This is a genomic window from Streptomyces qaidamensis (assembly GCF_001611795.1).
GTDB lineage: Bacteria > Actinomycetota > Actinomycetes > Streptomycetales > Streptomycetaceae > Streptomyces > Streptomyces qaidamensis.
The window spans coordinates 6,134,461-6,157,700 of record NZ_CP015098.1 but is presented as its reverse complement, the minus strand read 5'-3'; the positions used below and the strand labels follow the sequence as shown (position 1 = coordinate 6,157,700).

Here is a 23,240-nt window from a genome sequence, read left to right as displayed (position 1 = left end):
GCGTACGGAGCGGCAAGCAAGCGGCGCCGCGTCAGCAGTCCCGGAACTCGGGTGACTGGTTCAGCACCTGACTGCGGACCGAGGTGAAGCGGTCCAGCTTCTCGTCGACCGAGGAGTCAAGCGGGAACACGGCCACCCGGTGGCAGTTCTGGAAAGCCAGCCGCACACCGAAGTGCCGTTGCAGCGCGCCGCGTATCGCGTCACTCGCAAGCGCACGCAGCAGCTGGCCGCGTGCCTGCTCGTCCGGCGGGGGCGTCTGGTTGTCGGCGAACGCGCCGCCGTCCACCTTCAGCTGGGCCACCAGTGAGCTGATCATCTCCCACGCATAAGGCAGGGAGGTCCGGACGCAGTCGACGAATTCCGCTTCGTCGACCTCGCCTCGCTCGGCCTGTTCGAGTAGGGCCGGTGAGACGTCGAGCGACATGAGTTCTCCTCTCGCACCCCCGACGAGCAGGGGTTGCCGGACAGATAGGGGGAGTTCGCGATACCGGACACGCTGCGTACACGCCTCGCGACCTCCCGTTCATACGGTAAGCACCGTACGGTGGCGGCACCAGGAAAATGCGCAGATGAGACACTCCCGCTGAGCACACCATGCACACAATCGGCCATTACCGAACACGTGTTTTCCAGGGCGAATCGCGTGGACAGGTGCCCGTCGAGTAGCGTTGCCGACCATGCGTCTCGTCATTGCCCGCTGCTCCGTGGACTACGCCGGGCGGCTCACCGCCCACCTTCCCTCGGCCCCGCGCCTGATCCTGGTGAAGGCGGACGGCAGCGTCTCGATCCACGCCGACGACCGGGCCTACAAGCCCCTGAACTGGATGTCGCCGCCCTGCACCCTGAAAGAGGGCACCGGCGAGGAAGAGGGCGTCTGGACCGTCGTCAACAAGGCGGGCGAGAAGCTCATCATCACGATGGAGGAAGTCCTCCACGACTCCTCGCACGAACTGGGCGTCGATCCCGGCCTGATCAAGGACGGCGTGGAAGCGCACCTCCAGGAGCTGCTCGCCGACCGCATCGAGACACTCGGCGAGGGCTACACGCTGATCCGCCGGGAGTACCCGACGGCCATCGGGCCGGTCGACATCCTGTGCCGGGACGCCGACGGCAAGACCGTCGCGGTGGAGATCAAGCGGCGCGGCGAGATCGACGGCGTGGAGCAGCTCACGCGCTATCTGGAGCTGCTGAACCGCGACCCCCATCTCGCCCCGGTGCGCGGCGTCTTCGCGGCCCAGGAGATCAAGCCCCAGGCCCGCGTCCTCGCGACCGACCGCGGCATCGGCTGCCAGGTCCTCGACTACAACGCGCTGCGGGGCATCGAGGACGACAAGCTGCGGCTGTTCTGACAGCCCGTACGACGACGAAAGGGCCGGGTCCGCGGAACGGACCCGGCCCTGCCGTGTGTACGGGTGTCAGATCACCGTCTCCGGGCCGCTCGGCGTGCCTGTGGTGCTCTGCGACGCGCTCGCCGAGGTGCTCATGGGAGCGCTGGGCGCCGGGCCGCTGGCCGAGTCGGAGGTGGACGGGCTGGTCGTCGGCGGCTCCGAGGTGGGCGGCTCGGACGTCGGCGGCTCCGAGGTCGGCGGCTCGGACGTCGGCGGCTTCGACGTCGGCGGCTTGGACGTCGTGGGGGGCTTGGACGTCGTCGGCGGCTTGGACGTGGACGGCTTCGAGGACGTCGGCGGCTTCGACGGCGACGCGGAGTCGCTCGGTTCCTGCGAACCGCTCGGGGAGTCCGTCGGCGTCGGGTCGTCCGACGTGCCGATCGTGCCGTCCGGGCCCGGGTCGGTCGGGCGGGCTGCCGCCTCGCCGGTGCCTCCCCCGCCCTCGTTCGCCGGCCGGTCGGCGCCGAGGCTGCCGTCGTCGACGCCCTGGCTGGCGGACGGGTTGACGCCGACCTGGTCGGACGGCGGGTTCTGATCCTTGTCGGAAGTGGCGCCGAGCGTCACCACCGTGCCCAGGACCGCGACGAGCAGGGCACCGGCACCGGCGGCCACGAGGTTGCGCCGGGCCAGGCCCTTGAGGCCGCCGCGCGCCTTGCGCGAGGGCGCGGGCGAGCTGCGGTGGGTGACCAGCGTCGGGGAGGGCGGCTTCTGGAGCGTCGGGAAGGCCGCCGGAACACCGCCGGGCGGGGACGCCGACTCCTCGTCCCGGGCGTCGGGCACCTCCTCCCCCGCGGTCGGCCCGAGCCCGATCGGCGTGCCCGAGCGGTCGGCGACCAGGACCAGGGCACGGCGGCCGGCGACGGTCCCGCGCTTGTCGGCGAGGGCGCCGCGCAGGCCGATGGAGGCCTCCAGTTCGGCACGGGCCCGGTCGAGCTGCCCCCCGCACAGGGCGAGGACGCCGAGCTCGTGGTGGAAGTAGGCCTCTTCGCCGACGTCCCCTGCGAGCCGGGCTGCCTCGGCGCCGGCCCGCAGGGCCCGCTCCCAGGCGCTCCAGTGCAGTCCGGCGGCGAACGCGGGGGCGGCGGTGCGGGCCAGGTGGACGGCCGCGCTCTCCTCGTCCTCGGCGGGCGGCCGGGTGGCGGGTCCGAGGAGGGCCAGGGCGGCGAGGACCGCGTCGGCCTCGGCGCACACCCGCTCGGGGGTGACCGAGGGGTGCCCGGCCCACCAGGAGTAGTGCTGGGCGGCACTGCGGGCTGCGGCCTCGGCCTCGTCGGCGTACCCGGCGGCTTCCAGCTGGGCCGGGACGCCGGCCGCGAGGCGGTAGCGGGAGCCGACCGGGGAGACGAGGCCGCAGGCGGCCAGTTCGCCGAGTGCGGCGTCCGCGTGGGTGTCGCCGACCAGGGCGGGCAGATGCGCCTGGTGCGGGACCTCGCCGCCCAGGGCGACGGCGAACCGCAGGGTGGCGCGGGCGGAGGCGCTCAGCCGGGAGGCGAGCAGCGGGGCGGGCGCGGCGGCCTCGCCGAGCGCCGGCAGCGGCACGTCGTCACCGAGGTCGTAGGAGTCGGCGGGGTCGTCCGGGGGCGCGTCCTCGAAGACGCCGAACTCGTCGACGGCGCCGGTGCCGGCGCGCAGCCGGTCGCGCTGCCGCAGCAGGGCACCGGCCTGGACGAAGCGCAGCGGCAGGCCCTCGGACTCGAACCAGAGGTCGCCCGCCCAGTTGGACTCGTCCTCGGTGAGGGTCCGGCCGACGGCGTGTTCCAGCAGGTCGAGCCCGGCCGCGCGCTCCAGCCCGCCGAGGAGGACCTCCTCGACGCCGGCGTCGGCGGAGGGGGCCGGCACGTCCGGGGTGGCGCCGAGCAGGAAGGCGCACTCGGGGGTCGCCTCCAGCAGCTCGTCGAGCGCGGCGCCGCCGAACTCCAGGTCGTCGAGGACGACGACCGCACCGATGTCACGGACGTAGGTGAGCAGTTCGTCCCGGTCCGGGCGGTGCAGGGGGGCGCTGTACACCGCGTGGAACAGGTCGTACAGCAGGTCGTCGGCGGTGCGTCCGAAGCCGTTGAGGCGGACGACGCCGTCGGGGGCGAGGTCGGAGCAGTCCTCGGCGACGAGGTCCAGGAGGCGGGTGCGGCCGGAGCCGGCCGCGCCGGTCAGGCGCGTGGAGCGGCCGCGGGCGAGCAGGCGCACCAGGCGCTCGCGCTCGTCCTGGCGGGCCAGCAGCGGCAGGACGGGCAGCGCCGGGCCGGGCGGGACGGGCGGGCGGGCGGCGCGCTCGGCCTCGGCCCGCTCGGCCGCGGTGAGCTTCTCGGGCCGGGCAGGCCGTTCGGCGGGCGGGCAGGCCTCTATCTCGCTGCCGTCGACGGGGTTGACGGTCAGCAGGAAGTCGCCGGAGACGAGCTGCACGGTGCGGGCGAGCGCCGGCGCGTGCTGCGCGAAGTCGGGTGTGAGGGATTCCCTGGGAGGGCGCTGGCGCGGCGCGGGGCCGTCACCTTCGTGGCCGTACTCCTCGGGTCCCTGGTTGTCAGGATCCATAGGTCAAGCCCCCCAAAAGCGTGTGTGTGCTTGGAAAAGCCCCTCCCGGCCTTGCTGCACACCGCGCTGTCGCTTCTGGTCCGGTCCCGCCGAAGGGTGTCAAGGCAGCGGGCAGCCGAACCCTAAACCTTCGCACAGTATCTACGACAGTCCGGGGTACCGCGCCGTCCGTAACGTCACGGTCTCGTGAGGATTGTGCGCGTCGCCCGATGCGACGACGTGCGTCCGGGTCTCCCCGGTCGCCCGGCTCACACCCGTACGCGGCGTCACACGCGGGGAAGCGTCTCCACCCCGATGCCCCCCTCGATCGCCAGGATCCGGTGCAGTCGGGTGGCCACCAGCAGGCGCTGCATCTGCGGCGGTACCCCGCGCAGCACCAGGCGCCGGCCGCAGCGGCCGGCCCGCCGGTGGGCTCCCATGATCACGCCCAGTCCGGTGGCGTCCCAGGAGTCCAGTTCGGACAGGTCGAGCACCAGATCGCCGACTCCGTCGTCGACGGCCGAGTGCAGGACCGTACGGGCGTCCGCCGCGCTCCGGACGTCGAGGCGGCCCCCGACGACCAGCTCGGCGTGGTCGCCCCTGATGTACATATGCGCTCCCCGTGCGTGCGAATCGTGCTCCGCGTTCTGGATGTGGGTGATGCAACCTCTGACTGTGTGGAGGAGTCAGAGGTTGCTTCTTGTAAGCGAACCGATACCGAATTCACCCTGGCGTGTGATGGGCCCGGGGCATGTGCGGTTTCAGTGCTTGTAGAAGCCCTGCCCGCTCTTGCGTCCGATGTCACCGGCGTCAACCATCCGGCGCATCGACTCGGGGGCCGCGAACTTCTCGTCCTGGGACTCGGTGTAGATGTTGTTCGTGGCGTGCAGCAGGATGTCGACGCCGGTCAGGTCCGCCGTCGCCAGCGGGCCCATGGCGTGGCCGAAGCCCAGCTTGCAGGCCAGGTCGATGTCCTCGGCGCTGGCCACGCCCGACTCCTGCAGCTTCGCGGCCTCGACGACCAGGGCGCAGATGAGACGGGTCGTCACGAACCCGGCGACGTCGCGGTTGACGACGATGCAGGTCTTGCCCACCGACTCGGCGAACCGCCGGGCCGTGGCGAGGGTCTCGTCGCTGGTCTTGTAGCCGCGGACGAGTTCGCACAGCTGCATCATCGGCACCGGCGAGAAGAAGTGCGTGCCGACGACCCGCTCCGGGCGCTCCGTGGCCGCCGCGATCTTGGTGATCGGGATGGCGGAGGTGTTGGAGGCGAGGATCGCCTCGTCCTTCACGATCTTGTCGAGCGCGCGGAAGATCTCGTGCTTGACCTCGAGCTTCTCGAACACGGCCTCGACGACGACGTCCGCGTCGGCCGCGGCGTCCAGGTCGGTGGTCGCGGTGATGCGGGCCAGGGCGGCGTCGGCGTCGTGCGCTTCCAGCTTGCCCTTGGCGACGAACTTGTCGTACGACGCCTTGATGCCGTCGGTGCCCCGCGTCAGTGCCTCGTCGGTGACGTCACGCAGGATCACCTCCCAGCCCGCCTGGGCGGAGACCTGGGCGATGCCGGCTCCCATGAGGCCGGCCCCGATGACGGCGAGCTTCCCTGCCACTGTGCGACTCCCCTGACGCGCTGCTTATGCCTGCTTCTCCGGCGGACACTAGCGCCCGCGAGAGCGCGTGTGAGCGCTTAGTAACGCGTTTCACGTCTCACGACGTGAGACGCGCGTCACGCGCCGCCTCGTACGGCGTAGTTGAGCACCTTCTCGCCCAACAACTCCTCGATGTCGTCGAGAACGACGAGCATCTCCCGTGACACTTCGTCCGGGTTGCGCCCCTTGACCATCTCGCGGCCGATCGCGACGAAAAGGGTGCCGTGGGCCCAGCAGATCTGACCGGCGATCAGGCCGGGCAGCGGATCGCCGACGGTGGCGCCGGTCTCCTCGCGGAGGGTCGCCTCCAGGTTGTCCTGGAGCTCCTGCTGGATGCTCCACAGCCGGGAGCGCAGCGGTGGCGCCTCTTCGATGCAGCGCATGAAACGGTCATAGCCCCCAATGAGGCCCATACGGGGCGAGACGGCCTCGATCTCGGCGCGCAGCTCGCGCAGCACCGCCCGGGTGGCCGACTCCCCCGCGTCCCGGCCGCGCACCCATCGCGAGAGCCGGTCGACGACGCCCTGGGAGCGGTCGAAGAAGAGGTCCTCTTTGGCCGGGAAGTAGTTGTAGACGGTGTTCACGGAGACGTCGGCCGCTTCCGCCACGTCGGCGATCGTCACCGTCACGAATCCGCGCTCCAGGAAGAGCCCGGTGGCGATGTCCGAGATGCGCTGCCTGGTCTCGCGCTTCTTCCGTTCCCTGAGCCCCTCAGCCATGTCCGAATTCTAGCTTCCCTGGAGGCTCTGAAAACTTGGGGTCATTGCAAATTTTAAGAGCCTCTGTTTTTCTGGGGCCATGGCAATCATCAGTACGGCCGGGCTGGCCCGCACCTTCCTGACCAAGAACGGCCCCGTTCAGGCCGTGCGCTCGATCGACCTGACCGTCCGCGAGGGCGAGATCCTCGGCTTCCTCGGCCCGAACGGGGCCGGCAAGACCACGACCCTGCGGATGCTGACGACGCTGCTGGCACCGTCCGGCGGCGCCGCCACCGTCGCGGGATGCGACCTGGCGACGGACGCGGCCGGGGTGCGGCGGGCCTGCGGCTACGTGGCGCAGTCCGGCGGGGTCGATCCGCAGATCAGCGTGCGGGAGGAACTGGTCACCCAGGGGCGGCTGTACCGGCTGACCAGGGCGCAGGCCGTCGAGCGCGCCGGGGAACTGGCCCGCGACCTGGACCTCACCGGGCTCCTCGACCGCAGGTGCGGCGCGCTCTCCGGCGGTCAGCGGCGGCGGCTGGACATCGCGATGGCGCTCACCCACCGCCCGAAGGTGCTGTTCCTGGACGAGCCGACGACCGGTCTCGACCCCGGCAGCCGTGCCGACCTGTGGGACCTGGTGCGCCGTCTGCGCGACGAGCACGGCACGACGGTGTTCCTGACCACGCACTACCTCGACGAGGCCGACGCCCTCTCCGACCGGCTGGTCGTCGTGGACCACGGCGTGGTCGTCGCCGAGGGCACCCCGAGCGCGCTGAAGCTGCGCCACGGCGGCTCGCTCGACGCCTCGCTCCAGGACACGTTCCTCGCCATCACCGGCCGCAGCGCCGCGCCGGCCGACCAGACCCCCGTCGCCGTCTAGGGCCCGGCGGACTCAAAGACTCAGAGGACCCAGAGGACCCAGAGGACCCACGATGCTGCTGCACGACACCGCCCTCGTCTACGGGCGCTACCTCCGCCAGTCACTGCGCTCGCGCTTCGCGCTGCTCTTCGGCGTACTCATGCCGCTGCTGTACCTGCTGTTCTTCGGCCCGCTGCTCACCGACCTGCCGCTCGGCACGGGAGGCAGCTCCTGGCAGGTGCTCGTCCCCGGGCTGCTGCTCCAACTCGGCCTGTTCGGGGCATCCTTCGCGGGCTTCTCGATCATCATCGAGAAGGGCCACGGCGTGGTCGAGCGCATGCGCGTCACCCCGGTCAGCCGGCTGGCCCTGCTGCTGGGCCGGGTGCTGCGGGACGCCACGGTGTTCGTCTTCCAGGCCGTGCTGCTGGTGCTGGCCGCGGTGGTGATGGGCCTGCGGGCGCCCCTGGCCGGGGTGCTGATCGGCTTCGCCTTCGTCGCCCTGCTCACGCTCTCGCTGGCCGCCCTGTCGTACGCACTGGCGATGAGGATGGACACCCCGCAGAGCTTCGGCCCGGCGATCAACGCGCTGACCATGCCGTCCATGCTGCTGTCGGGCCTGATGCTGCCGATGACCCTGGGACCGGCCTGGCTGGACGCCCTCTCGCACCTCATGCCGTTCCGCTATCTGGTGGACGCGGTGCGGGACGCGTACGTGGGCGACTACGCCACACCCCACATGCTCTACGGCGCGCTGGTGGCCGTCGGCCTCACGGCGCTGTCCGTGACAGTGGGCACACGCGTGTTCCGAACCGCCTGAGCGTAACTACGCTGGCCACATGGTCAATCTGACGCGCATCTACACCAGGACCGGCGACCAGGGCACCACCGCCCTCGGCGACATGAGCCGGGTCGCCAAGACCGATCTGCGGATCTCCGCGTACGCCGACGCCAACGAGGCGAACGCGGTGATCGGCACGGCGATCGCGCTGGGCGGTCTCGACGAGGAGCTCGTCAAGGTCCTCACACGCGTCCAGAACGACCTGTTCGACGTGGGCGCGGACCTGTCGACGCCGGTGGTGGAGAACCCGGAGTTCCCGCCCCTGCGGGTCGAGCAGTTCTACATCGACAAGCTGGAGGCGGACTGCGACCGCTTCAACGAACAGCTGGACAAGCTCCGCTCCTTCATCCTCCCCGGCGGCACCCCGGGCGCGGCCCTGCTCCACCAGGCCTGCACGGTCGTACGCCGGGCGGAACGCTCCACGTGGGCGGCGCTGGAGGTGCACGGCGAGGTGATGAACCCGCTGACGGCGACCTACCTCAACCGCCTCTCCGACCTGCTGTTCATCCTGGCCAGGACCGCGAACAAGGAGGCCGGAGACGTGCTGTGGGTGCCGGGCGGGGAGCGCTGAGGCGCCCCGGAAAGGGGCGCGGGGAACTGCGCGACCGGTCACGACGCCCGGGAAGCCGGGTTCCCGGCCTCAGCGGTCCACCCTCTGCTTCTCGATCGTCGCCCCGGGTTCGCCCTCCGGCGCCTTCCGCGGCCAGATCAGATAGCTCAGCGCGACCAGTCCGTGGATCCCGGCCGCACGCCAGGCCACGTAGCGCCAGCTCTCCAGCGAGGTGACGCGGCTCGGGTCGTCGACGTACCAGATGGCCAGCTGGAGCAGCACGGTCGCGACGACGGCCGCCGTGAGGGTGCCCAGCCACACCGTGCCCTCGTGGCGCGCCCGGGCCATGCCGTAGCGCGGCGGGCCGATCGGCTTCGGGGCGCCGCCCAGCCGGTGGGCGGCGTGGCCGTCCAGCCACTTCACCGTGCGGTGGCCGTGCCCGACGGTGTAGCCGATGTACAGCGCGGCCAGGCCGTGCGTCCAGTTCGGCTCGGCACCGTTCTTCAGGTCCAGCGCGGTGGCGACCAGCAGGACGACCTCCAGCAGTGGCTCGCACAGCAGCAGGCCCAGCCCGAGCCGTGGCATGCGCAGCAGGTAGCGGGCGCCCAGGCCGGCTGCCAGCAGCACCCAGAAGCCGATCTCGCAGGCGGCGATCAATGCGACGATCACGGTTCGCTCCTCTCGGTCACCTCTTCAGGCTCCCGTGCGGCGCGCCCGGAATCGTCGTCGCGACTGACGAACTCGCGGTACATCGAAGGATGCAGCCGGGGACCCTCCGCGGGGATCACGCGCAGGGCACGACGGCCGTGTTGGATGGTGACATGGCCGTACGACTCCCCCGTCCCCGCCGTTTCGACGTCTACGTCGCGCTGGGCGGCCTGCTCGGCGGGCTGCTGCTGTGGGGCGTCGGCCTGGCCACCCGGCCGCACACCGAGGCGTACGTCATCCTGCCCGGGCGCTGGCCGCTTCTGCTGCCGCTCGTCGTCATGGCGGGCTGCGAGCTGCTGCGCCGGAGCGCTCCCCGCGCCGCTCTGCTGATCGGCACGCCCGCGATCGTCCTGGACACCGTCACCCAGGGCAACCTGGTCACGATCCTGATGTACACCGATCTGATGTACGCGGCCGTCCTGTACGGCCCGCCCGCGTCGGCCCACCGCATCCCGCGGATCACCGGGCTGCTCTCGGTGGCCGCCGCGGCGGTGCCGTTCGCGATCTGGCGCGAGCCCGAGGCGCTGCTGATCGGCGTGATCACCGGCCTCGTGTCCTTCGGCCCCGCCGCGACCGGCCTGATCGTGCGCAACCACCGCGACGCGGCCGAGGCGGCCCGGCTGCGCGCCGAACAGACCGCGCTGCTCGCCGAGATGGACCGCACCCAGGCGGTCACCGCCGAACGTGCCCGGATGGCCCGCGAGCTGCACGACATGGTCGCCAACCACCTGTCCGCGATCGCCATCCACTCCACCGCCGCGCTGTCCCTCGACGACCCGAAGACCTCTCAGGAGGCGCTCGTGGTCATCCGCGAGAACAGCGTGGAGGGGCTCGCCGAGATGCGGCGGCTGATCGGCATCCTGCGCGACAGCAGCGGCGACATGGAACCGTCCGCCGCTCCCACGCTCGACGGTCTCGGCGCGCTGGTGGAAGGCGCCCGCACCAACGGCCTCGACGTCGCCCTCGACGCCGAACGGAGCGAGGTGCCCACACCCGTGGAGCTCGCCGCCTACCGCATCGTGCAGGAGTCGCTGACCAACGCGCTCAAGCACGCCGCCCCGGGCCGGGTCACCGTGTCCCTCGCCCGGCGGGACGGCTCCCTCGTGGTCAGCGTGACCAGCCCCTACGGGGACCGGGACGCCCCGCGCGCCCCCGGCTCCGGCGCGGGTCTGGTCGGCATGAGAGAACGGGTGGCCCTGCTGGACGGCACGTTCGAAGCCGCCCCCGAGGACTCGCCCGAGGGCAAGATCTGGGTGGTACGCGCCACCCTCCCCGTCAGCCACAGCCCCGAAGGAGACACCGCATGATCCGCGTCCTGGTCGCCGACGACCAGTCCGCCGTCCGCGCCGGGCTCGTCCTCATCCTGCGCAGCGCACCCGACATCGAGGTGATCGGCGAGGCGGCGGACGGCGAGCAGGCGGTGGCGCTGGCCCGCGAGCTGCGGCCGGACCTGGTGCTGATGGACGTTCAGATGCCGCGTCTTGACGGGGTGTCGGCGACCCGGCAGGTCGTCGCGGAGCGGCTCGCCGATGTGCTGGTGCTGACCACCTTCGACCTCGACGAGTACGTCTTCGGGGCGCTGCGGGCGGGCGCGTCCGGCTTCCTGCTGAAGAACACCGAGGCGGCGGAGCTGCTGGAGGCCGTGCGGACGGTCGCCCGTGGGGAGGGGCTGATCGCCCCGGCGGTCACGCGGCGACTGATCGCGGAGTTCGCCGCGAAGCCCGCCCGGGAGCCCGCGGCCGATCCGGCGGTGCTCGAACATCTGACCCGGCGGGAGCGCGAGGTGCTGTCCTGCCTCGGCCAGGGTCTGTCCAACGCGGGCATCGCGGAGCGGCTCGACATGGCCGAGGCGACCGTGAAAACCCACGTCAGCAGGCTGCTGGGGAAGCTGGAGCTGCGGAGCCGGGTGCAAGCCGCCGTGCTGGCGCAGGAGTTGGGTGTCTGAACCGCGTTCGGTGCTGGTGGTCCAGACCTATTGACCGGTGGTCCAGACCTTTCTATTCTCACCGCACCATGTGTGGCGTGAGGCTCAGTCACGCCCCCCACAACTCCATCAAGGAGGCGCAGCATGCGCTTCAGACACAGAGCCGCGGCAGGGTTCGCGACCCTGTTGCTCCCGCTGGCCGGCCTTGTCGGCCTGGCGAGCCCGGCCCAGGCCGCGACGTCCGCCACCGCAACCTACGCCAAGACCCAGGACTGGGGCTCCGGCTTCGAGGGCAAGTGGACGGTGAAGAACACCGGCACCACCGCCCTCAGCTCCTGGACCGTCGAGTGGGACTTCCCCTCCGGTACGTCCGTCACCTCCTCCTGGGACGCCGACGTGACCTCCTCCGGCACCCACTGGACCGCGAAGAACAAGTCCTGGAACGGCACCCTCGCCCCCGGCGCCTCGGTCTCCTTCGGCTTCAACGGCAGCGGCTCCGGCTCCCCCGCCAACTGCAAGCTCAACGGCGGCAGCTGCGACGGCGGCACCACGGAGCCCGGCGACAGCGCGCCGAGCGCCCCCGGCACCCCGACCGCCTCGGACATCACCGACACCTCGGTGAAGCTGTCCTGGTCCGCCGCCACCGACGACAAGGGCGTCAAGAACTACGACGTCCTGCGCGACGGCTCCAAGGTCGCCACCGTGACGGGCACGTCGTACACCGGCACCGGCCTCACCGCCGGCACCGACTACTCCTACTCCGTCCAGGCCCGGGACACCGCCGACCAGACCGGCCCGGTCAGCGGTGCCGTCCGGGTCCGCACCACCGGCGGCACCACCGAGCCGCCCACCGGCGACAAGGTCAAGCTCGGCTACTTCACCGAGTGGGGCGTCTACGGCCGCAACTACCACGTCAAGAACCTGGTGACCTCGGGCTCGGCGTCGAAGATCACCCACATCAACTACGCCTTCGGCAACGTCAAGAACGGCCAGTGCACCGTCGACGACACCTACGCCGCCTACGACAAGGCCTACACCGCCGATCAGTCCGTCAGCGGCACCGCCGACACCTGGGACCAGCCGCTGCGCGGCAACTTCAACCAGCTGCGCCAGCTGAAGGCGAAGTACCCGCACATCAAGGTGCTGTACTCCTTCGGCGGCTGGACCTACTCGGGCGGCTTCGGCCAGGCCGCGCAGAACGCGGCCGCGTTCGCCAAGTCCTGCAAGGCCGTCGTCGAGGACCCGCGCTGGGCCGACGTCTTCGACGGCATCGACATCGACTGGGAGTACCCGAACGCCTGCGGCCTGACCTGCGACACCTCGGGCCCGGCGGCCTTCAGGAACCTCTCCCAGGCCCTGCGTGCCGAGTTCGGCCCGAACTACCTGGTCACCGCGGCCATCACCGCCGACGGCTCGTCCGGCGGCAAGATCGACGCGGCCGACTACGGCGGTGCAGCTCAGTACCTCGACTGGTACAACGTGATGACGTACGACTACTTCGGCGCCTTCGACAAGGACGGCCCGACCGCCCCGCACTCCCCGCTCACGTCCTACCCGGGGATCCCGCAGGCGGGCTTCAACTCGGCCGACGCGATCGCCAAGCTCAAGGCCAAGGGCGTTCCGGCCAAGAAGCTGCTGCTCGGCATCGGCTTCTACGGCCGTGGCTGGACCGGCGTCACCCAGTCCGCCCCGGGCGGATCGGCGACCGGCGCGGCTCCGGGCACGTACGAGGCGGGCATCGAGGACTACAAGATCCTGAAGAACTCCTGCCCGGCCACCGGCACCGTCGCCGGCACGGCCTACGCGCACTGCGGCAGCAACTGGTGGTCGTACGACACCCCGGCGACCATCGCGGGCAAGATGAGCTGGGCCAAGAACCAGGGGCTCGGCGGCGCGTTCTTCTGGGAGTTCAGCGGTGACACCGCGAACGGAGAGCTGGCGACCGCCATCGACAGCGGCCTGAAGTAGGCCGGATCACAGAGAAGTTCGAAGGGTCGTCAAGACCTAGGCGACGTTGACGCGCTGACCGGGCGGGGCTGCTTCGAGCCACGCGAGGAAACCGGTCAGCGCGTCTTCGCTCATCGCGAGTTCGAGACGCGTGCCCCGGTGCAGACAGGTCAGGATCACATGGTCGGAGAGCAGCGCCAGCTCCTCCTCGCCCTCCGGGACGCGGCGGCCGGCGACCTCGATCGCGGACCGCTCCAGGACACGGCGCGGACGCGGCGAGTACGAGAAGACGCGGTACCACTCGACGCGGTCACCGTTGTAGCGGGCCACCCCGTACGCCCAGCCCTTGCCGCTCCGGTCGCCCTCCTCCGGGGTGTCCCAGCGCAGGCTGGCGTCGAAGGTGCCGCCCGAGCGCTGGATCAGCCGGCGGCGCAGACCGAAGACGAACAGGCCCACCACCACGAGGGCCACCACGATTCCGCACACAGTCAGAGCGAGGACCATCGACACCGACCTCCTCGTCTCCTAGGTAACGGAACGTAAAAATCACCCACATCCGCCTCAGCCGCGGCTGGGTCCGGATCTCTCCGGTACCCAGCCGCGGCTGAGTGACGTCATCACACGGCGGACTCGGTCAGCGCGCCGCCGTGGCAGCCCGCAGCCGGACGTCCGCGCGGCGCTGGGCCTCCGCGTCGTCCTCCGCCTTCGCGCGCTCGAGCTCCTGCTCCGCGCGCTGGACATCGATCTCGTCCGACAGCTCGGCGACTTCCGCCAGCAGCGAGAGCTTGTCGTCCGCGAACGAGATGAATCCGCCGTGGACCGCGGCGACGACCGTCCCGCCCTCACTCGTACGGATGGTCACCGGGCCCGACTCCAGCACACCGAGCAGCGGCTGGTGACCGGGCATGACGCCGATGTCGCCGGACGTGGTGCGCGCGACGACCAGGGTGGCCTGGCCGGACCAGACCTCACGGTCGGCCGCGACCAGCGCGACGTGCAGCTCAGCAGCCAAGGGTGGCTCCTCGGGTCACCACCCGGCGGGAGTGCCGGGTGTTGGTTACAAGTCTAGTAGGCGTGACAGAGGGGGCGGGACGAACCCCGCCCCCTCCGACGAGCACGGGGCTCAGGAGACGCCGAGCTCCTTGGCGTTGTTCTTGAGGTCCTCAAGACCACCGCACATGAAGAACGCCTGCTCCGGGAAGTGGTCGTAGTCGCCGTCGCAGATCGCGTTGAACGCGGCGATCGACTCGTCCAGCGGCACGTCCGAACCGTCCACGCCGGTGAACTGCTTGGCGGCGTGGGTGTTCTGGGACAGGAAGCGCTCCACGCGACGGGCACGGTGGACGACGAGCTTGTCCTCCTCGCCGAGCTCGTCGATACCGAGGATCGCGATGATGTCCTGCAGGTCCTTGTACTTCTGCAGGATGTTCTTCACGCGCATCGCGGCGTTGTAGTGCTCCGCCGAGATGTACCGCGGGTCGAGGATGCGGGACGTCGAGTCCAGCGGGTCCACGGCCGGGTAGATGCCCTTCTCGGAGATCGGACGGGAGAGCACCGTCGTCGCGTCGAGGTGGGCGAAGGTGGTGGCCGGGGCCGGGTCGGTCAGGTCGTCCGCGGGGACGTAGATCGCCTGCATCGAGGTGATCGAGTGACCACGGGTCGAGGTGATGCGCTCCTGGAGGGTGCCCATCTCGTCGGCCAGGTTCGGCTGGTAGCCCACCGCGGAGGGCATACGGCCGAGCAGGGTCGACACCTCGGAGCCGGCCTGGGTGAAGCGGAAGATGTTGTCGATGAAGAACAGCACGTCCTGCTTCTGGACGTCGCGGAAGTACTCCGCCATCGTCAGGCCGGCCAGGGCCACGCGCAGACGGGTGCCCGGGGGCTCGTCCATCTGGCCGAAGACCAGGGCGGTCTTGTCCAGAACGCCGGACTCTTCCATCTCCGCGATGAGGTCGTTGCCCTCACGGGTGCGCTCGCCGACGCCCGCGAAGACGGAGACGCCCTCGTGGAGGTTGGCGACACGCATGATCATTTCCTGGATCAGCACGGTCTTGCCGACACCGGCGCCACCGAACAGACCGATCTTGCCGCCCTTGACGTACGGGGTGAGCAGGTCGACGACCTTCAGGCCCGTCTCGAACATCTCGGTCTTCGACTCGAGCTGGTCGAACGCGGGGGCCTTGCGGTGGATGGACCAGCGCTCGCCCTCGTGGACCTCGTCGCTGTTCAGTACCTCACCGAGGGTGTTGAACACCTTGCCCTTGGTGAAGTCGCCGACCGGGACGGTGATGCCCGCGCCCGTGTCGGTCACCGGGGCCTGGCGGACCAGGCCGTCGGTGGGCTGCATCGAGATCGCGCGGACCAGGCCGTCACCCAGGTGCTGGGCGACCTCCAGGGTCAGCGTCTTCTTCTCGCCGGCCAGCGCCGGGTCTGCGACCTCGACGTGCAGGGCGTTGTAGATCTCCGGCATCGCGTCGACGGGGAACTCCACGTCGACGACCGGGCCGATGACCCGCGCGACGCGGCCCGTCGCCGTGGCCGTCTCAACAGTGGTGGTCATTTATCGGTCACTCCCCGCGGTCGCGTCGGCCAGGGCACTCGCGCCACCGACGATCTCGCTGATTTCCTGGGTGATTTCGGCCTGGCGGGCCTGGTTGGCAAGCCGGGTGAGCGTCTCGATGAGCTCTCCGGCGTTGTCGGTGGCCGACTTCATCGCCCGCCGCGTGGCGGCGTGCTTGGAGGCGGCCGACTGGAGCAGCGCGTTGTAGATGCGGCTCTCGACGTAGCGCGGCAGCAGGGCGTCCAGGACGTCCTCCGCCGAGGGCTCGAAGTCGAACAGCGGAAGGATCTCGCCCTTGGGCTTGGCCTCCTGCTCGACCTCTTCGAGGCTGAGCGGCAGCAGCCGGGCCTCGATCGCCGTCTGCGTCATCATCGACACGAACTCGGTGTACACGATGTGGAGCTCGTCCACGCCGCCCTCGGCCGTCTCCGTCTCGATCGCCTCGATCAGCGGGGCCGCGACCTTCTTGGCGTCCGCGTACGACGGCTCGTCGGTGAAGCCCGTGAACGACTCCGCGATCTTGCGCTCGCGGAAGTTGTAGTGGGCGACACCGCGGCGGCCGACGATGTAGCTGACGACCTCCTTGCCCTCGGCCTCGAGCTTCGCCGTGAGCTTCTCCGCGGCCTTGATGGCGTTGGAGTTGAAGGCGCCGGCCAGACCGCGGTCACTCGTGAGGAGCAGGACCGCGGCGCGGGTCGGGTTCTCGGGCTCGGTCGTGAGCGGGTGCTTGGTGTTGGATCCGCCGGCGACCGCCGTGACCGCCCGGGTGAGCTCGGTCGCGTACGGGGTGGAGGCCGCCACCTTGCGCTGCGCCTTGACGACGCGCGAGGCGGCGATCATCTCCATCGCCTTGGTGATCTTCTTGGTCGCGGTGACGGATCGGATGCGACGCTTGTAGACCCGGAGCTGGGCTCCCATGAGTCAGGTCCCTTCCGTCGTCACTTACCGGCAGCCGGGGAGTCCTCGCCGAGCAGCTTGCCGTCGGAGGTCTCGAACTGCTTCTTGAACTCCACGATGGCCTCGGCGACAGCCTGGAGGGTGTCGTCGGACATCTTGCCGCCCTCGCGGATGGAGGTCATCAGGCCCTGCTCCTTGCGGTGCAGGTACTCCAGCAGCTCCTTCTCGAAGCGGCGGATGTCGGCGACGGGGACGTCGTCCATCTTGCCGGTGGTGCCGGCCCAGACGGAGACGACCTGGTCCTCGGTGGCCATCGGCTGGTACTGCGCCTGCTTCAGCAGCTCGACCATGCGCTGACCGCGCTCCAGCTGCGCCTTGGACGCGGCGTCCAGGTCGGAACCGAAGGCGGCGAACGCCTCCAGCTCACGGAACTGGGCGAGGTCCACGCGCAGACGGCCGGAGACCTGCTTCATCGCCTTGTGCTGCGCGGAACCACCGACTCGGGAGACGGAGATACCGACGTTCAGCGCGGGGCGCTGACCGGCGTTGAACAGGTCCGACTCCAGGAAGCACTGGCCGTCGGTGATGGAGATGACGTTGGTCGGGATGAACGCCGAGACGTCGTTGGCCTTCGTCTCGACGATCGGCAGACCGGTCATCGATCCGGCACCCATCTCGTCGGAGAGCTTCGCGCAGCGCTCCAGCAGACGGGAGTGCAGGTAGAAGACGTCACCCGGGTAGGCCTCACGGCCCGGCGGGCGGCGCAGCAGCAGCGACACGGCGCGGTAGGCGTCGGCCTGCTTCGACAGGTCGTCGAAGATGATCAGGACGTGCTTGCCCTGGTACATCCAGTGCTGGCCGATGGCCGAACCGGTGTACGGCGCCAGGTACTTGAAGCCGGCCGGGTCGGACGCCGGGGCGGCGACGATGGTCGTGTACTCCAGCGCGCCGGCCTCTTCCAGAGCGCCTCGCACACCGGCGATCGTGGAGCCCTTCTGGCCGATGGCGACGTAGATGCAGCGGACCTGCTTGTTCGGGTCGCCCGAGCGCCAGTTGTCGCGCTGGTTGATGATCGTGTCGACGGCCAGGGCGGTCTTGCCGGTCTGACGGTCACCGATGATCAGCTGACGCTGGCCACGGCCGATCGGGGTCATCGCGTCGACGGCCTTGTAGCCCGTCTCCATCGGCTCGTGCACCGACTTGCGGACCATGACGCCCGGGGCCTGCAGCTCCAGGGCGCGACGGTCCTCGGTCTCGATCTCGCCAAGGCCGTCGATCGGGTTGCCGAGGGGGTCCACCACGCGGCCGAGGTAGCCCTCGCCCACCGCGACGGAGAGAACCTCACCGGTGCGGGAGACCGGCTGACCCTCCTCGATGCCACTGAACTCGCCGAGGACGACGCAGCCGATCTCGCGCTCCTCGAGGTTGAGGGCGAGACCGAGGCTGCCGTCCTCGAACTTCAGCAGCTCGTTGGCCATGACCGAGGGCAGACCCTCGACCTTCGCGATGCCGTCGCCGGCGAAGGTGACCGTACCGACCTCCTCGCGCGAGGCCGCGTCCGGCTTGTACGCCTGGACGAAGTTCTCCAGCGCGTCCCGGATCTCCTCCGGCCGGATCGTGAGCTCCGCCATCTGGGTTCCCTGCTCTCCTTGTTGGGCCCGAAGTTTCACTTTGGGGGTCTGGGGGCGACCCCCAGGATTCTTCTGCACGGCCCAACCAGGGCCGTCGTAAGTACGTACTGCCTATTGAGTTGCTGCTCAGCCGGTGAGCCGGCGGCCGGCGTCCTCGATGCGGTCCGCGAGGGAGCCGTTGATGACCTCGTCACCGACCTGCACCCGGATTCCGCCGAGGACCTCGGGGTCCACGTCCAGGTTGAGGTGCATCTTGCGGCCGTAGAGCTTCGCGAGGGCGGCGCCCAGGCGCTGCTTCTGCGGGTCGCTCAGCGGCACCGCCGAGGTGACGATGGCCACCATGCGGTCCCGGCGCTCGGCGGCGAGCTTGGACAGGGACTCCAGTCCCGACTCCAGGCTACGTCCCCGCGGCGCGGTCACAAGGCGCGTGACCAGACGCTCGGTGGCCGACTGGGCCCGGCCGCCGAGCAGGCTGCGCAGCAGCTCGCCCTTGGCCGAGGTGGTGGCCTTGCGGTCGGTCAGCGCGGCACGCAGCTCGGTGCTGCCGGAGACGATCCGGCCGAACCGGAACAGCTCGTCCTCGACGTCATCGAGCTTGCCGGCCTGCTGCGCGGCGGTGAGGTCGGCGGTCGCGGCCAGCACCTCCAGCGCGTCCACCAGGTCGCGCGACTGCGACCAGCGGGAGCGCACCATGCCGGCGACCAGGTCGGCGGCCGGGCCGCTGACCTGGGTGCCGAGCAGGCGCTGGGCCAGCTCGGCCTTGGCCTGCGCGTCCTGCGCCGGGTCGGTGAGGACCCGACGCAGCGACACCTCGCGGTCGAGCAGCGCGGTGACGGCGGCCAGCTCGTCGGCGAGCGAGCCCGCGTTCACGGACGTCGAGTCCGTCAGCGCGTCGAGACGCTCACGTGCGGCTGCCAGGGCCTCGCGGCTCGCTCCGTTCATCGTCCGGCCTCGGCCTTCTCCTCGAGCTCGTCGAGGAACCGGTCGATCACACGGCTCTGGCGGGCGTGGTCCTCGAGGGACTCCCCGACGAGCTTGCCGGCCAGGTCGGTGGCGAGCTTGCCGACGTCCTGGCGCAGCGCGGAAGCGGCGGCCTTGCGGTCGGCCTCGATCTGGGAGTGGCCGGCGGCGACGATCTCCTCGCGCTGACGCTGGCCCTCGGCCCGCATCTCGGCGATGAGCGTGGCACCCTGCTCCTGCGCCTCCTGGCGCAGGCGCGCGGCCTCGTGCCGGGCCTCGGCGAGCTGTGCCTTGTACTGCTCAAGGACGCTCTGGGCCTCGACCTTCATGGTCTCGGCCTCTTCGATACCGCCTTCGATCGCCGCGCGGCGCTCCTCCAGAACCTTGTTGATGTTCGGAAGCAGCTTCTTCCAGAAGAAGAAGAACACGATGGCGAAGGCGATGGTGCCGACGAGCAGCTCGGGGCCCGGAGGAACAAGCGGGTTCTGCTTCTCCTCGGCCGCCAGCTGCACCAGGTTGGCGATCACATCAGTGCCTTTCGTCGAAACGTGTCGGTGAGCAGAAAATTACTGACCGAACACGAACGGCATAACGATGCCGATGAGGGCGAGCGCCTCACAGAAGGCGAAGCCCAGGATCTGGTTGGCACGGATCAGACCGGCGGCCTCGGGCTGACGGGCCAGGGCCTGGGTGCCGTTACCGAAGATGATGCCGACGCCGATGCCGGGGCCGATGGCGGAGAGGCCGTAGCCGATGGAGCCGAGCGAACCGGAGACAGCGGCGAGGGTCTCAGTGGCAGCCATGCTGTTTCTTCCTTCTCTTTCACGGACCGGCGGGGGTTGGCCACCGGACGTTCTTGGGACTTGCGGGGCGGCAGGGGCTCAGTGGTGCTCGGCCAGAGCGCCCTGGATGTACGTGCAGGCGAGGAGTACGAAGACGTACGCCTGGACGGCCTGCACGAAAAGCTCGAAGACGATCATGGCCATGGTCATCGCGAAGGAGATACCGGCCGCCGGGATCATCCAGCTGTTGAGCAGGTACCAGGAGGCGACGGTGAACATGACCAGCATCAGGTGACCGGCGAACATGTTCGCGAACAGTCGGACGGCGTGAGTGAAGGGCCGGACGAGCAGGTTCGAGAAGAACTCGATGACCATCACGAGCGGCAGCACCGGGCCGAGCGACTTGTCGTAGCCGGTGATGTTCTTGAAGAACCCGACGAAGCCATGCCGCTTGAAGGTCAGCGAGACCCAGGTGACGTAGACGACCGCGGCGAGAACCGCCGGGTACGCGATGACCGACGACACCGGGAACTGCGCCAGCGGGATCACGGACCAGATGTTCATGATCCAGATGAAGAAGAACAGCGAGACCATCAGGGGGACGTACTTCTCGCCCTCCTTCTTTCCGAGGGTCTCGTAGACGATGCCGCGGCGGACGAAGTCGTAACCGGCTTCACCGACCATCTGCAGCTTGCCCGGCACCACCTTGGCCTTGCCGAAGGCCGCGTAGAAGAAGCCGATGACGAGGATGGTGGTGATGATGGCGAGCAGCATCACCTTGTTGAACTCGAACCCTCCAACCGTGGCGATCGGCTTGAAGAGGAACGAGTGCAGGCCCGGTGCCGGAAAACCACACCCGTCGGACATGATCCGACAGCTCCAGTCAAAGGCGAGCTGGGTCTGGTCAGCACTCACCGCGGGCTCCTTCGGCGTGACGCATAGGTACGGCAACCTCGTTGTGTCGGCGCGGCGCGCAGCCGCGGTTCGGCACGGGACTGGTGTTACGGATGTGAGGGCGGCTGGGGGGCATCGAGCCTCGCGTTCGAGCAGGCGTCAGCTCAGATGCCCGCGCCCGCGATGCCGCAGTTGGCACCGGACGATAGCAGGAGTTCCTACTGCCCTTTATCGCGCCCCTACTCGTCACGACGACGGTCCGGTCTTCTCGGGCTTCTCACTCTTCTCGGAGTCCGGGTCGATGTAGAAGATCTTGGCCTTCATATGCGCACGAGCCTGCGCGGCCATCCACACGACGGTGGCGATGACGAGCCCGAGGGCGAACGTCTTCGCGTTGAAGAGAGAGGTGTCCTTGAAGAGGGCGACGAAGATCAGGAGAAGCAGCAGCTGGGCGACATAGAGCATCAGCCCCATGGCCTGGAACAACTGCGGGAGCGTTTTTGCCGTCCACTGGAGAACGTAGAGACCGACTCCCATGAAGAGGATGGCGAGTACGGTACCGACGGCCGCTCCGACGGCTCCCTTGCCTCCGGCCACCACGCCGCTGACGGCGACCACGACCACACCGGCAGCGGCTGTGGGCACAGCGCACTGCAAGAGGTTCCGGGCGTCATTGGACGGCATGGCGGCAACTCCGCTTTCGCAGGGGGCAGGGGTGTCGTCATGGACGAGCGTAGTCCCGGGCTGAGTGGAGTCCTCACGCCAATGGACCGTCGCACTGCGGTCCTTCGGCTCTATCCGGGGGGTTCTCGTGAACCGTATCACAAACTATTTGATGCAGTCTTTACCTGGAGGTGTGCGGACTGTCACACATGAGAGTGAACCTGCGCGTCTGAGCGGGAAGCGCGCCGAGATGTCTGGTATTGGGACGCTTCGCACTCCCATCGCATCCCCACGACTTGGCAATGCTCTAGTCAGATTCTTACCTTGTCCCGGCCTTGCGCCGGTCGGCCAGGCGCGAACGGGGGCCGATGGCGGTCGCCCCGTTGACACCGGCCACCCCGGACACCACGGGGGTGCGGCCCTCGGCCCCGGCGGGGGCCTGCTGGTCCGCCGCGGACGCCGGGGTGGAGGCCTCCGGTGAGAGGGCCGCGACCGAGCCGCGACGCCGGTAGCGCGGCGGCACGAAACGCTCCATCCAGCGCGGGGCCCGCGGCGTGAAGCGCGGCAGCAGAAGCAGCAGGAGCCCGATCGCGCTGAGGAACACCACACCCAGCACGATCCACATGGACGCCGAGTTGACCGAGTAGGCGAGGGCGCCGAAGGCGATCAGCGCGGACCAGAAGTACATGATGAGCACCGCGCGGCTGTGCGAGTGGCCGATCTCCAGCAGCCGGTGGTGCAGGTGGCCGCGGTCGGCGGCGAACGGGGACTGGCCGCGCCAGGTGCGGCGCACGATCGCCAGGATCAGGTCGGCGGCCGGCACCGCGATGATCGTCAGCGGCAGCAGCAGCGGGATGTAGACGGGGACCGTCTGGTGCACGGCCTCCTTCTCGGAGCCCACGTACAGGTTGAGCGCGTCCGGGTCGACCTGCCCCGTGACGGAGATCGCACCGGCGGCCAGGACCAGGCCGATCAGCATCGACCCCGAGTCGCCCATGAAGATCCGGGCCGGGTGCATGTTGTGCGGCAGGAAGCCCAGGCACATGCCCATCAGGATCGCCGAGAAGAGGGTGGCCGGGGCGGCGGCCTCGATGCCGTACGAGTACCAGATGCGGTAGGCGTACAGGAAGAACGCCGTGGCCGCGATGCAGACCATGCCGGCCGCGAGGCCGTCCAGGCCGTCGACGAAGTTGACCGCGTTGATGGTGATGACGACCAGCGCCACCGTCAGCAGGGTGCCCTGCCACTGGGTGAGCGCGACCGAGCCGACGCCCGGGATCGGCAGCCACAGGATCGTCAGACCCTGCACGACCATCACGCCCGCGGCGATCATCTGGCCGCCCAGCTTGATCAGGGCGTCGATCTCGAACTTGTCGTCCAGCACACCGATCAGCCAGATCAGCGCCGCCCCGGACAGCAGCGCCCGGGGTTCGTTCGACGTCTCGAAGACCTGGTTGAGGTTGGTCAGGTGGTCGGCGACCAGCAGGCCCGCGCACAGGCCGAAGAACATCGCGATACCGCCGAGGCGCGGAGTGGGCTCCCGGTGCACGTCACGTGCCCGGATCTCCGGCATCGCTCCGGCCACGATCGCGAACTTCCGTACCGGCCCTGTCAGCAGATACGTCACCGCGGCCGTGATGCAGAGCGTCAGGAGGTATTCACGCACGGGCTTCCCCACAGGTCTCGCTGGCCATCACAGCCCCACACCCTAGCGATGCGCGCATATGAGTGGGGACTTCCGGGTAGCGACGATGGTTGCACGAGTGGCTGTGCACCCTGAT

The 23,240-nt window shown here is 69.7% G+C and carries 24 protein-coding genes; 7 read left to right on the top strand and 17 right to left on the bottom strand.

Annotated elements, in window-relative coordinates; genetic code table 11:
• Positions 1 to 31: 31 nt before the first annotated feature.
• The gene (locus A4E84_RS27510; RefSeq protein WP_003993005.1) at positions 32 to 424 is read right to left on the bottom strand and encodes an SCO5389 family protein; all 393 of its coding nucleotides are present in this window, start codon (positions 422 to 424) and stop codon (positions 32 to 34) included.
• Positions 425 to 677: 253 nt separating this feature from the next.
• On the opposite strand from A4E84_RS27510, the gene nucS reads away from it, so the two are divergent.
• Positions 678 to 1,349, top strand: coding sequence for an endonuclease NucS (gene nucS, locus A4E84_RS27505; RefSeq protein ID WP_031140730.1), 672 nt, complete (start codon positions 678 to 680; stop codon positions 1,347 to 1,349).
• 66 nt (positions 1,350 to 1,415) lie between these two features.
• Here the strand turns inward: nucS and A4E84_RS27500 are convergent, their stop codons facing one another.
• The 4 genes from A4E84_RS27500 to A4E84_RS27485 all read right to left on the bottom strand — a co-directional run bounded on the left by A4E84_RS27500 (position 1,416) and on the right by A4E84_RS27485 (position 6,264).
• Positions 1,416 to 3,917 carry an ATP-binding protein gene (locus tag A4E84_RS27500; RefSeq protein WP_062929106.1) on the bottom strand — a complete coding sequence of 834 codons (2,502 nt, stop codon included), beginning with the start codon at positions 3,915 to 3,917 and terminating at the stop codon, positions 1,416 to 1,418.
• 266 nt (positions 3,918 to 4,183) lie between these two features.
• Positions 4,184 to 4,507 carry an STAS domain-containing protein gene (locus A4E84_RS27495; protein WP_030246483.1) on the bottom strand — a complete coding sequence of 108 codons (324 nt, stop codon included), beginning with the start codon at positions 4,505 to 4,507 and terminating at the stop codon, positions 4,184 to 4,186.
• A 150-nt stretch (positions 4,508 to 4,657) separates the two neighbouring features.
• Positions 4,658 to 5,506, bottom strand: coding sequence for a 3-hydroxyacyl-CoA dehydrogenase family protein (locus A4E84_RS27490; RefSeq protein ID WP_062929105.1), 849 nt, complete (start codon positions 5,504 to 5,506; stop codon positions 4,658 to 4,660).
• 116 nt (positions 5,507 to 5,622) lie between these two features.
• Positions 5,623 to 6,264 carry a TetR/AcrR family transcriptional regulator gene (locus A4E84_RS27485; protein WP_062929104.1) on the bottom strand — a complete coding sequence of 214 codons (642 nt, stop codon included), beginning with the start codon at positions 6,262 to 6,264 and terminating at the stop codon, positions 5,623 to 5,625.
• Positions 6,265 to 6,343: 79 nt separating this feature from the next.
• On the opposite strand from A4E84_RS27485, the gene A4E84_RS27480 reads away from it, so the two are divergent.
• From A4E84_RS27480 to A4E84_RS27470, 3 genes are read left to right on the top strand one after another with little or no spacing between them, the layout of a single operon-like run.
• On the top strand, positions 6,344 to 7,126 hold the full coding sequence (locus A4E84_RS27480; RefSeq protein ID WP_062929103.1) for an ABC transporter ATP-binding protein: 783 nt from the start codon (positions 6,344 to 6,346) through the stop codon (positions 7,124 to 7,126).
• A 52-nt stretch (positions 7,127 to 7,178) separates the two neighbouring features.
• Positions 7,179 to 7,922, top strand: a complete 744-nt coding sequence (locus tag A4E84_RS27475) for an ABC transporter permease (RefSeq protein ID WP_062929102.1) — start codon at positions 7,179 to 7,181, stop codon at positions 7,920 to 7,922.
• Between the two features lie 19 nt (positions 7,923 to 7,941).
• Entirely contained in the window at positions 7,942 to 8,514 is a 573-nt protein-coding gene (locus A4E84_RS27470; protein ID WP_062929101.1) for a cob(I)yrinic acid a,c-diamide adenosyltransferase, read from the top strand.
• A 69-nt stretch (positions 8,515 to 8,583) separates the two neighbouring features.
• On the opposite strand, the gene A4E84_RS27465 is transcribed toward A4E84_RS27470, so the two are convergent.
• On the bottom strand, positions 8,584 to 9,162 hold the full coding sequence (locus tag A4E84_RS27465; protein ID WP_062929100.1) for a hypothetical protein: 579 nt from the start codon (positions 9,160 to 9,162) through the stop codon (positions 8,584 to 8,586).
• A 152-nt stretch (positions 9,163 to 9,314) separates the two neighbouring features.
• Here A4E84_RS27465 and A4E84_RS27460 point away from each other — a divergent pair, with 152 nt between their 5' ends.
• The 3 genes from A4E84_RS27460 (at position 9,315) to A4E84_RS27450 (ending at position 13,093) form a co-directional block, all read left to right on the top strand.
• Complete coding sequence (locus A4E84_RS27460) at positions 9,315 to 10,508, top strand: sensor histidine kinase (protein WP_062929099.1); 1,194 nt, start codon at positions 9,315 to 9,317, stop codon at positions 10,506 to 10,508.
• On the top strand, positions 10,505 to 11,146 hold the full coding sequence (locus tag A4E84_RS27455; RefSeq protein ID WP_062929098.1) for a response regulator: 642 nt from the start codon (positions 10,505 to 10,507) through the stop codon (positions 11,144 to 11,146). Before A4E84_RS27460 ends, A4E84_RS27455 begins: the two co-directional genes overlap by 4 nt.
• Before the next feature lie 123 nt (positions 11,147 to 11,269).
• Positions 11,270 to 13,093, top strand: a complete 1,824-nt coding sequence (locus A4E84_RS27450) for a glycoside hydrolase family 18 chitinase (protein ID WP_062929097.1) — start codon at positions 11,270 to 11,272, stop codon at positions 13,091 to 13,093.
• Between the two features lie 36 nt (positions 13,094 to 13,129).
• On the opposite strand, the gene A4E84_RS27445 is transcribed toward A4E84_RS27450, so the two are convergent.
• From A4E84_RS27445 to A4E84_RS27395, 11 genes are all read right to left on the bottom strand, one after another.
• Positions 13,130 to 13,576, bottom strand: a complete 447-nt coding sequence (locus A4E84_RS27445; RefSeq protein WP_062929096.1) for a DUF2550 domain-containing protein — start codon at positions 13,574 to 13,576, stop codon at positions 13,130 to 13,132.
• A 130-nt stretch (positions 13,577 to 13,706) separates the two neighbouring features.
• Complete coding sequence (locus A4E84_RS27440) at positions 13,707 to 14,084, bottom strand: F0F1 ATP synthase subunit epsilon (RefSeq protein ID WP_033312984.1); 378 nt, start codon at positions 14,082 to 14,084, stop codon at positions 13,707 to 13,709.
• Between the two features lie 111 nt (positions 14,085 to 14,195).
• Positions 14,196 to 15,632 (bottom strand): F0F1 ATP synthase subunit beta, encoded by a 1,437-nt coding sequence (gene atpD / locus A4E84_RS27435; RefSeq protein WP_062929095.1) that lies wholly within the window; start codon positions 15,630 to 15,632, stop codon positions 14,196 to 14,198.
• Positions 15,633 to 16,550, bottom strand: coding sequence for a F0F1 ATP synthase subunit gamma (locus A4E84_RS27430; protein ID WP_062929094.1), 918 nt, complete (start codon positions 16,548 to 16,550; stop codon positions 15,633 to 15,635).
• Positions 16,551 to 16,570: 20 nt separating this feature from the next.
• The gene (gene atpA / locus A4E84_RS27425) at positions 16,571 to 18,160 is read right to left on the bottom strand and encodes a F0F1 ATP synthase subunit alpha (protein ID WP_062929093.1); all 1,590 of its coding nucleotides are present in this window, start codon (positions 18,158 to 18,160) and stop codon (positions 16,571 to 16,573) included.
• A 126-nt stretch (positions 18,161 to 18,286) separates the two neighbouring features.
• A complete protein-coding gene (locus A4E84_RS27420) occupies positions 18,287 to 19,102 on the bottom strand; it encodes a F0F1 ATP synthase subunit delta (RefSeq protein ID WP_062929092.1) in 816 nt (271 codons plus the stop codon).
• Positions 19,099 to 19,647 carry a F0F1 ATP synthase subunit B gene (locus A4E84_RS27415; protein ID WP_062929091.1) on the bottom strand — a complete coding sequence of 183 codons (549 nt, stop codon included), beginning with the start codon at positions 19,645 to 19,647 and terminating at the stop codon, positions 19,099 to 19,101. Before A4E84_RS27415 ends, A4E84_RS27420 begins: the two co-directional genes overlap by 4 nt.
• A 39-nt stretch (positions 19,648 to 19,686) precedes the next feature.
• The gene (locus A4E84_RS27410) at positions 19,687 to 19,923 is read right to left on the bottom strand and encodes an ATP synthase subunit c family protein (RefSeq protein WP_010040161.1); all 237 of its coding nucleotides are present in this window, start codon (positions 19,921 to 19,923) and stop codon (positions 19,687 to 19,689) included.
• A gap of 78 nt (positions 19,924 to 20,001) precedes the next feature.
• Positions 20,002 to 20,769 carry a F0F1 ATP synthase subunit A gene (gene atpB, locus A4E84_RS27405; RefSeq protein ID WP_062929090.1) on the bottom strand — a complete coding sequence of 256 codons (768 nt, stop codon included), beginning with the start codon at positions 20,767 to 20,769 and terminating at the stop codon, positions 20,002 to 20,004.
• A 273-nt stretch (positions 20,770 to 21,042) separates the two neighbouring features.
• Positions 21,043 to 21,480, bottom strand: a complete 438-nt coding sequence (locus A4E84_RS27400) for a hypothetical protein (RefSeq protein WP_062929089.1) — start codon at positions 21,478 to 21,480, stop codon at positions 21,043 to 21,045.
• A 298-nt stretch (positions 21,481 to 21,778) separates the two neighbouring features.
• Entirely contained in the window at positions 21,779 to 23,125 is a 1,347-nt protein-coding gene (locus tag A4E84_RS27395; RefSeq protein WP_062929088.1) for an MraY family glycosyltransferase, read from the bottom strand.
• Positions 23,126 to 23,240 lie beyond the last annotated feature (115 nt).

What these genes read in the sequence shown, in the direction of transcription:
- A4E84_RS27510 (WP_003993005.1), bottom strand. Translation starts at nt 424, where the DNA reads ATGTCGCTCGACGTCTCACCGGCCCTACTCGAACAGGCCGAGCGAGGC.
- nucS (WP_031140730.1), top strand. Translation starts at nt 678, where the DNA reads ATGCGTCTCGTCATTGCCCGCTGCTCCGTGGACTACGCCGGGCGGCTC.
- A4E84_RS27500 (WP_062929106.1), bottom strand. Translation starts at nt 3,917, where the DNA reads ATGGATCCTGACAACCAGGGACCCGAGGAGTACGGCCACGAAGGTGAC.
- A4E84_RS27495 (WP_030246483.1), bottom strand. Translation starts at nt 4,507, where the DNA reads ATGTACATCAGGGGCGACCACGCCGAGCTGGTCGTCGGGGGCCGCCTC.
- A4E84_RS27485 (WP_062929104.1), bottom strand. Translation starts at nt 6,264, where the DNA reads ATGGCTGAGGGGCTCAGGGAACGGAAGAAGCGCGAGACCAGGCAGCGC.
- A4E84_RS27480 (WP_062929103.1), top strand. Translation starts at nt 6,344, where the DNA reads ATGGCAATCATCAGTACGGCCGGGCTGGCCCGCACCTTCCTGACCAAG.
- A4E84_RS27475 (WP_062929102.1), top strand. Translation starts at nt 7,179, where the DNA reads ATGCTGCTGCACGACACCGCCCTCGTCTACGGGCGCTACCTCCGCCAG.
- A4E84_RS27470 (WP_062929101.1), top strand. Translation starts at nt 7,942, where the DNA reads ATGGTCAATCTGACGCGCATCTACACCAGGACCGGCGACCAGGGCACC.
- A4E84_RS27460 (WP_062929099.1), top strand. Translation starts at nt 9,315, where the DNA reads ATGGCCGTACGACTCCCCCGTCCCCGCCGTTTCGACGTCTACGTCGCG.
- A4E84_RS27455 (WP_062929098.1), top strand. Translation starts at nt 10,505, where the DNA reads ATGATCCGCGTCCTGGTCGCCGACGACCAGTCCGCCGTCCGCGCCGGG.
- A4E84_RS27450 (WP_062929097.1), top strand. Translation starts at nt 11,270, where the DNA reads ATGCGCTTCAGACACAGAGCCGCGGCAGGGTTCGCGACCCTGTTGCTC.
- A4E84_RS27445 (WP_062929096.1), bottom strand. Translation starts at nt 13,576, where the DNA reads ATGGTCCTCGCTCTGACTGTGTGCGGAATCGTGGTGGCCCTCGTGGTG.
- atpD (WP_062929095.1), bottom strand. Translation starts at nt 15,632, where the DNA reads ATGACCACCACTGTTGAGACGGCCACGGCGACGGGCCGCGTCGCGCGG.
- A4E84_RS27430 (WP_062929094.1), bottom strand. Translation starts at nt 16,550, where the DNA reads ATGGGAGCCCAGCTCCGGGTCTACAAGCGTCGCATCCGATCCGTCACC.
- atpA (WP_062929093.1), bottom strand. Translation starts at nt 18,160, where the DNA reads ATGGCGGAGCTCACGATCCGGCCGGAGGAGATCCGGGACGCGCTGGAG.
- A4E84_RS27420 (WP_062929092.1), bottom strand. Translation starts at nt 19,102, where the DNA reads ATGAACGGAGCGAGCCGCGAGGCCCTGGCAGCCGCACGTGAGCGTCTC.
- A4E84_RS27410 (WP_010040161.1), bottom strand. Translation starts at nt 19,923, where the DNA reads ATGGCTGCCACTGAGACCCTCGCCGCTGTCTCCGGTTCGCTCGGCTCC.
- atpB (WP_062929090.1), bottom strand. Translation starts at nt 20,769, where the DNA reads ATGTCCGACGGGTGTGGTTTTCCGGCACCGGGCCTGCACTCGTTCCTC.
- A4E84_RS27400 (WP_062929089.1), bottom strand. Translation starts at nt 21,480, where the DNA reads ATGCCGTCCAATGACGCCCGGAACCTCTTGCAGTGCGCTGTGCCCACA.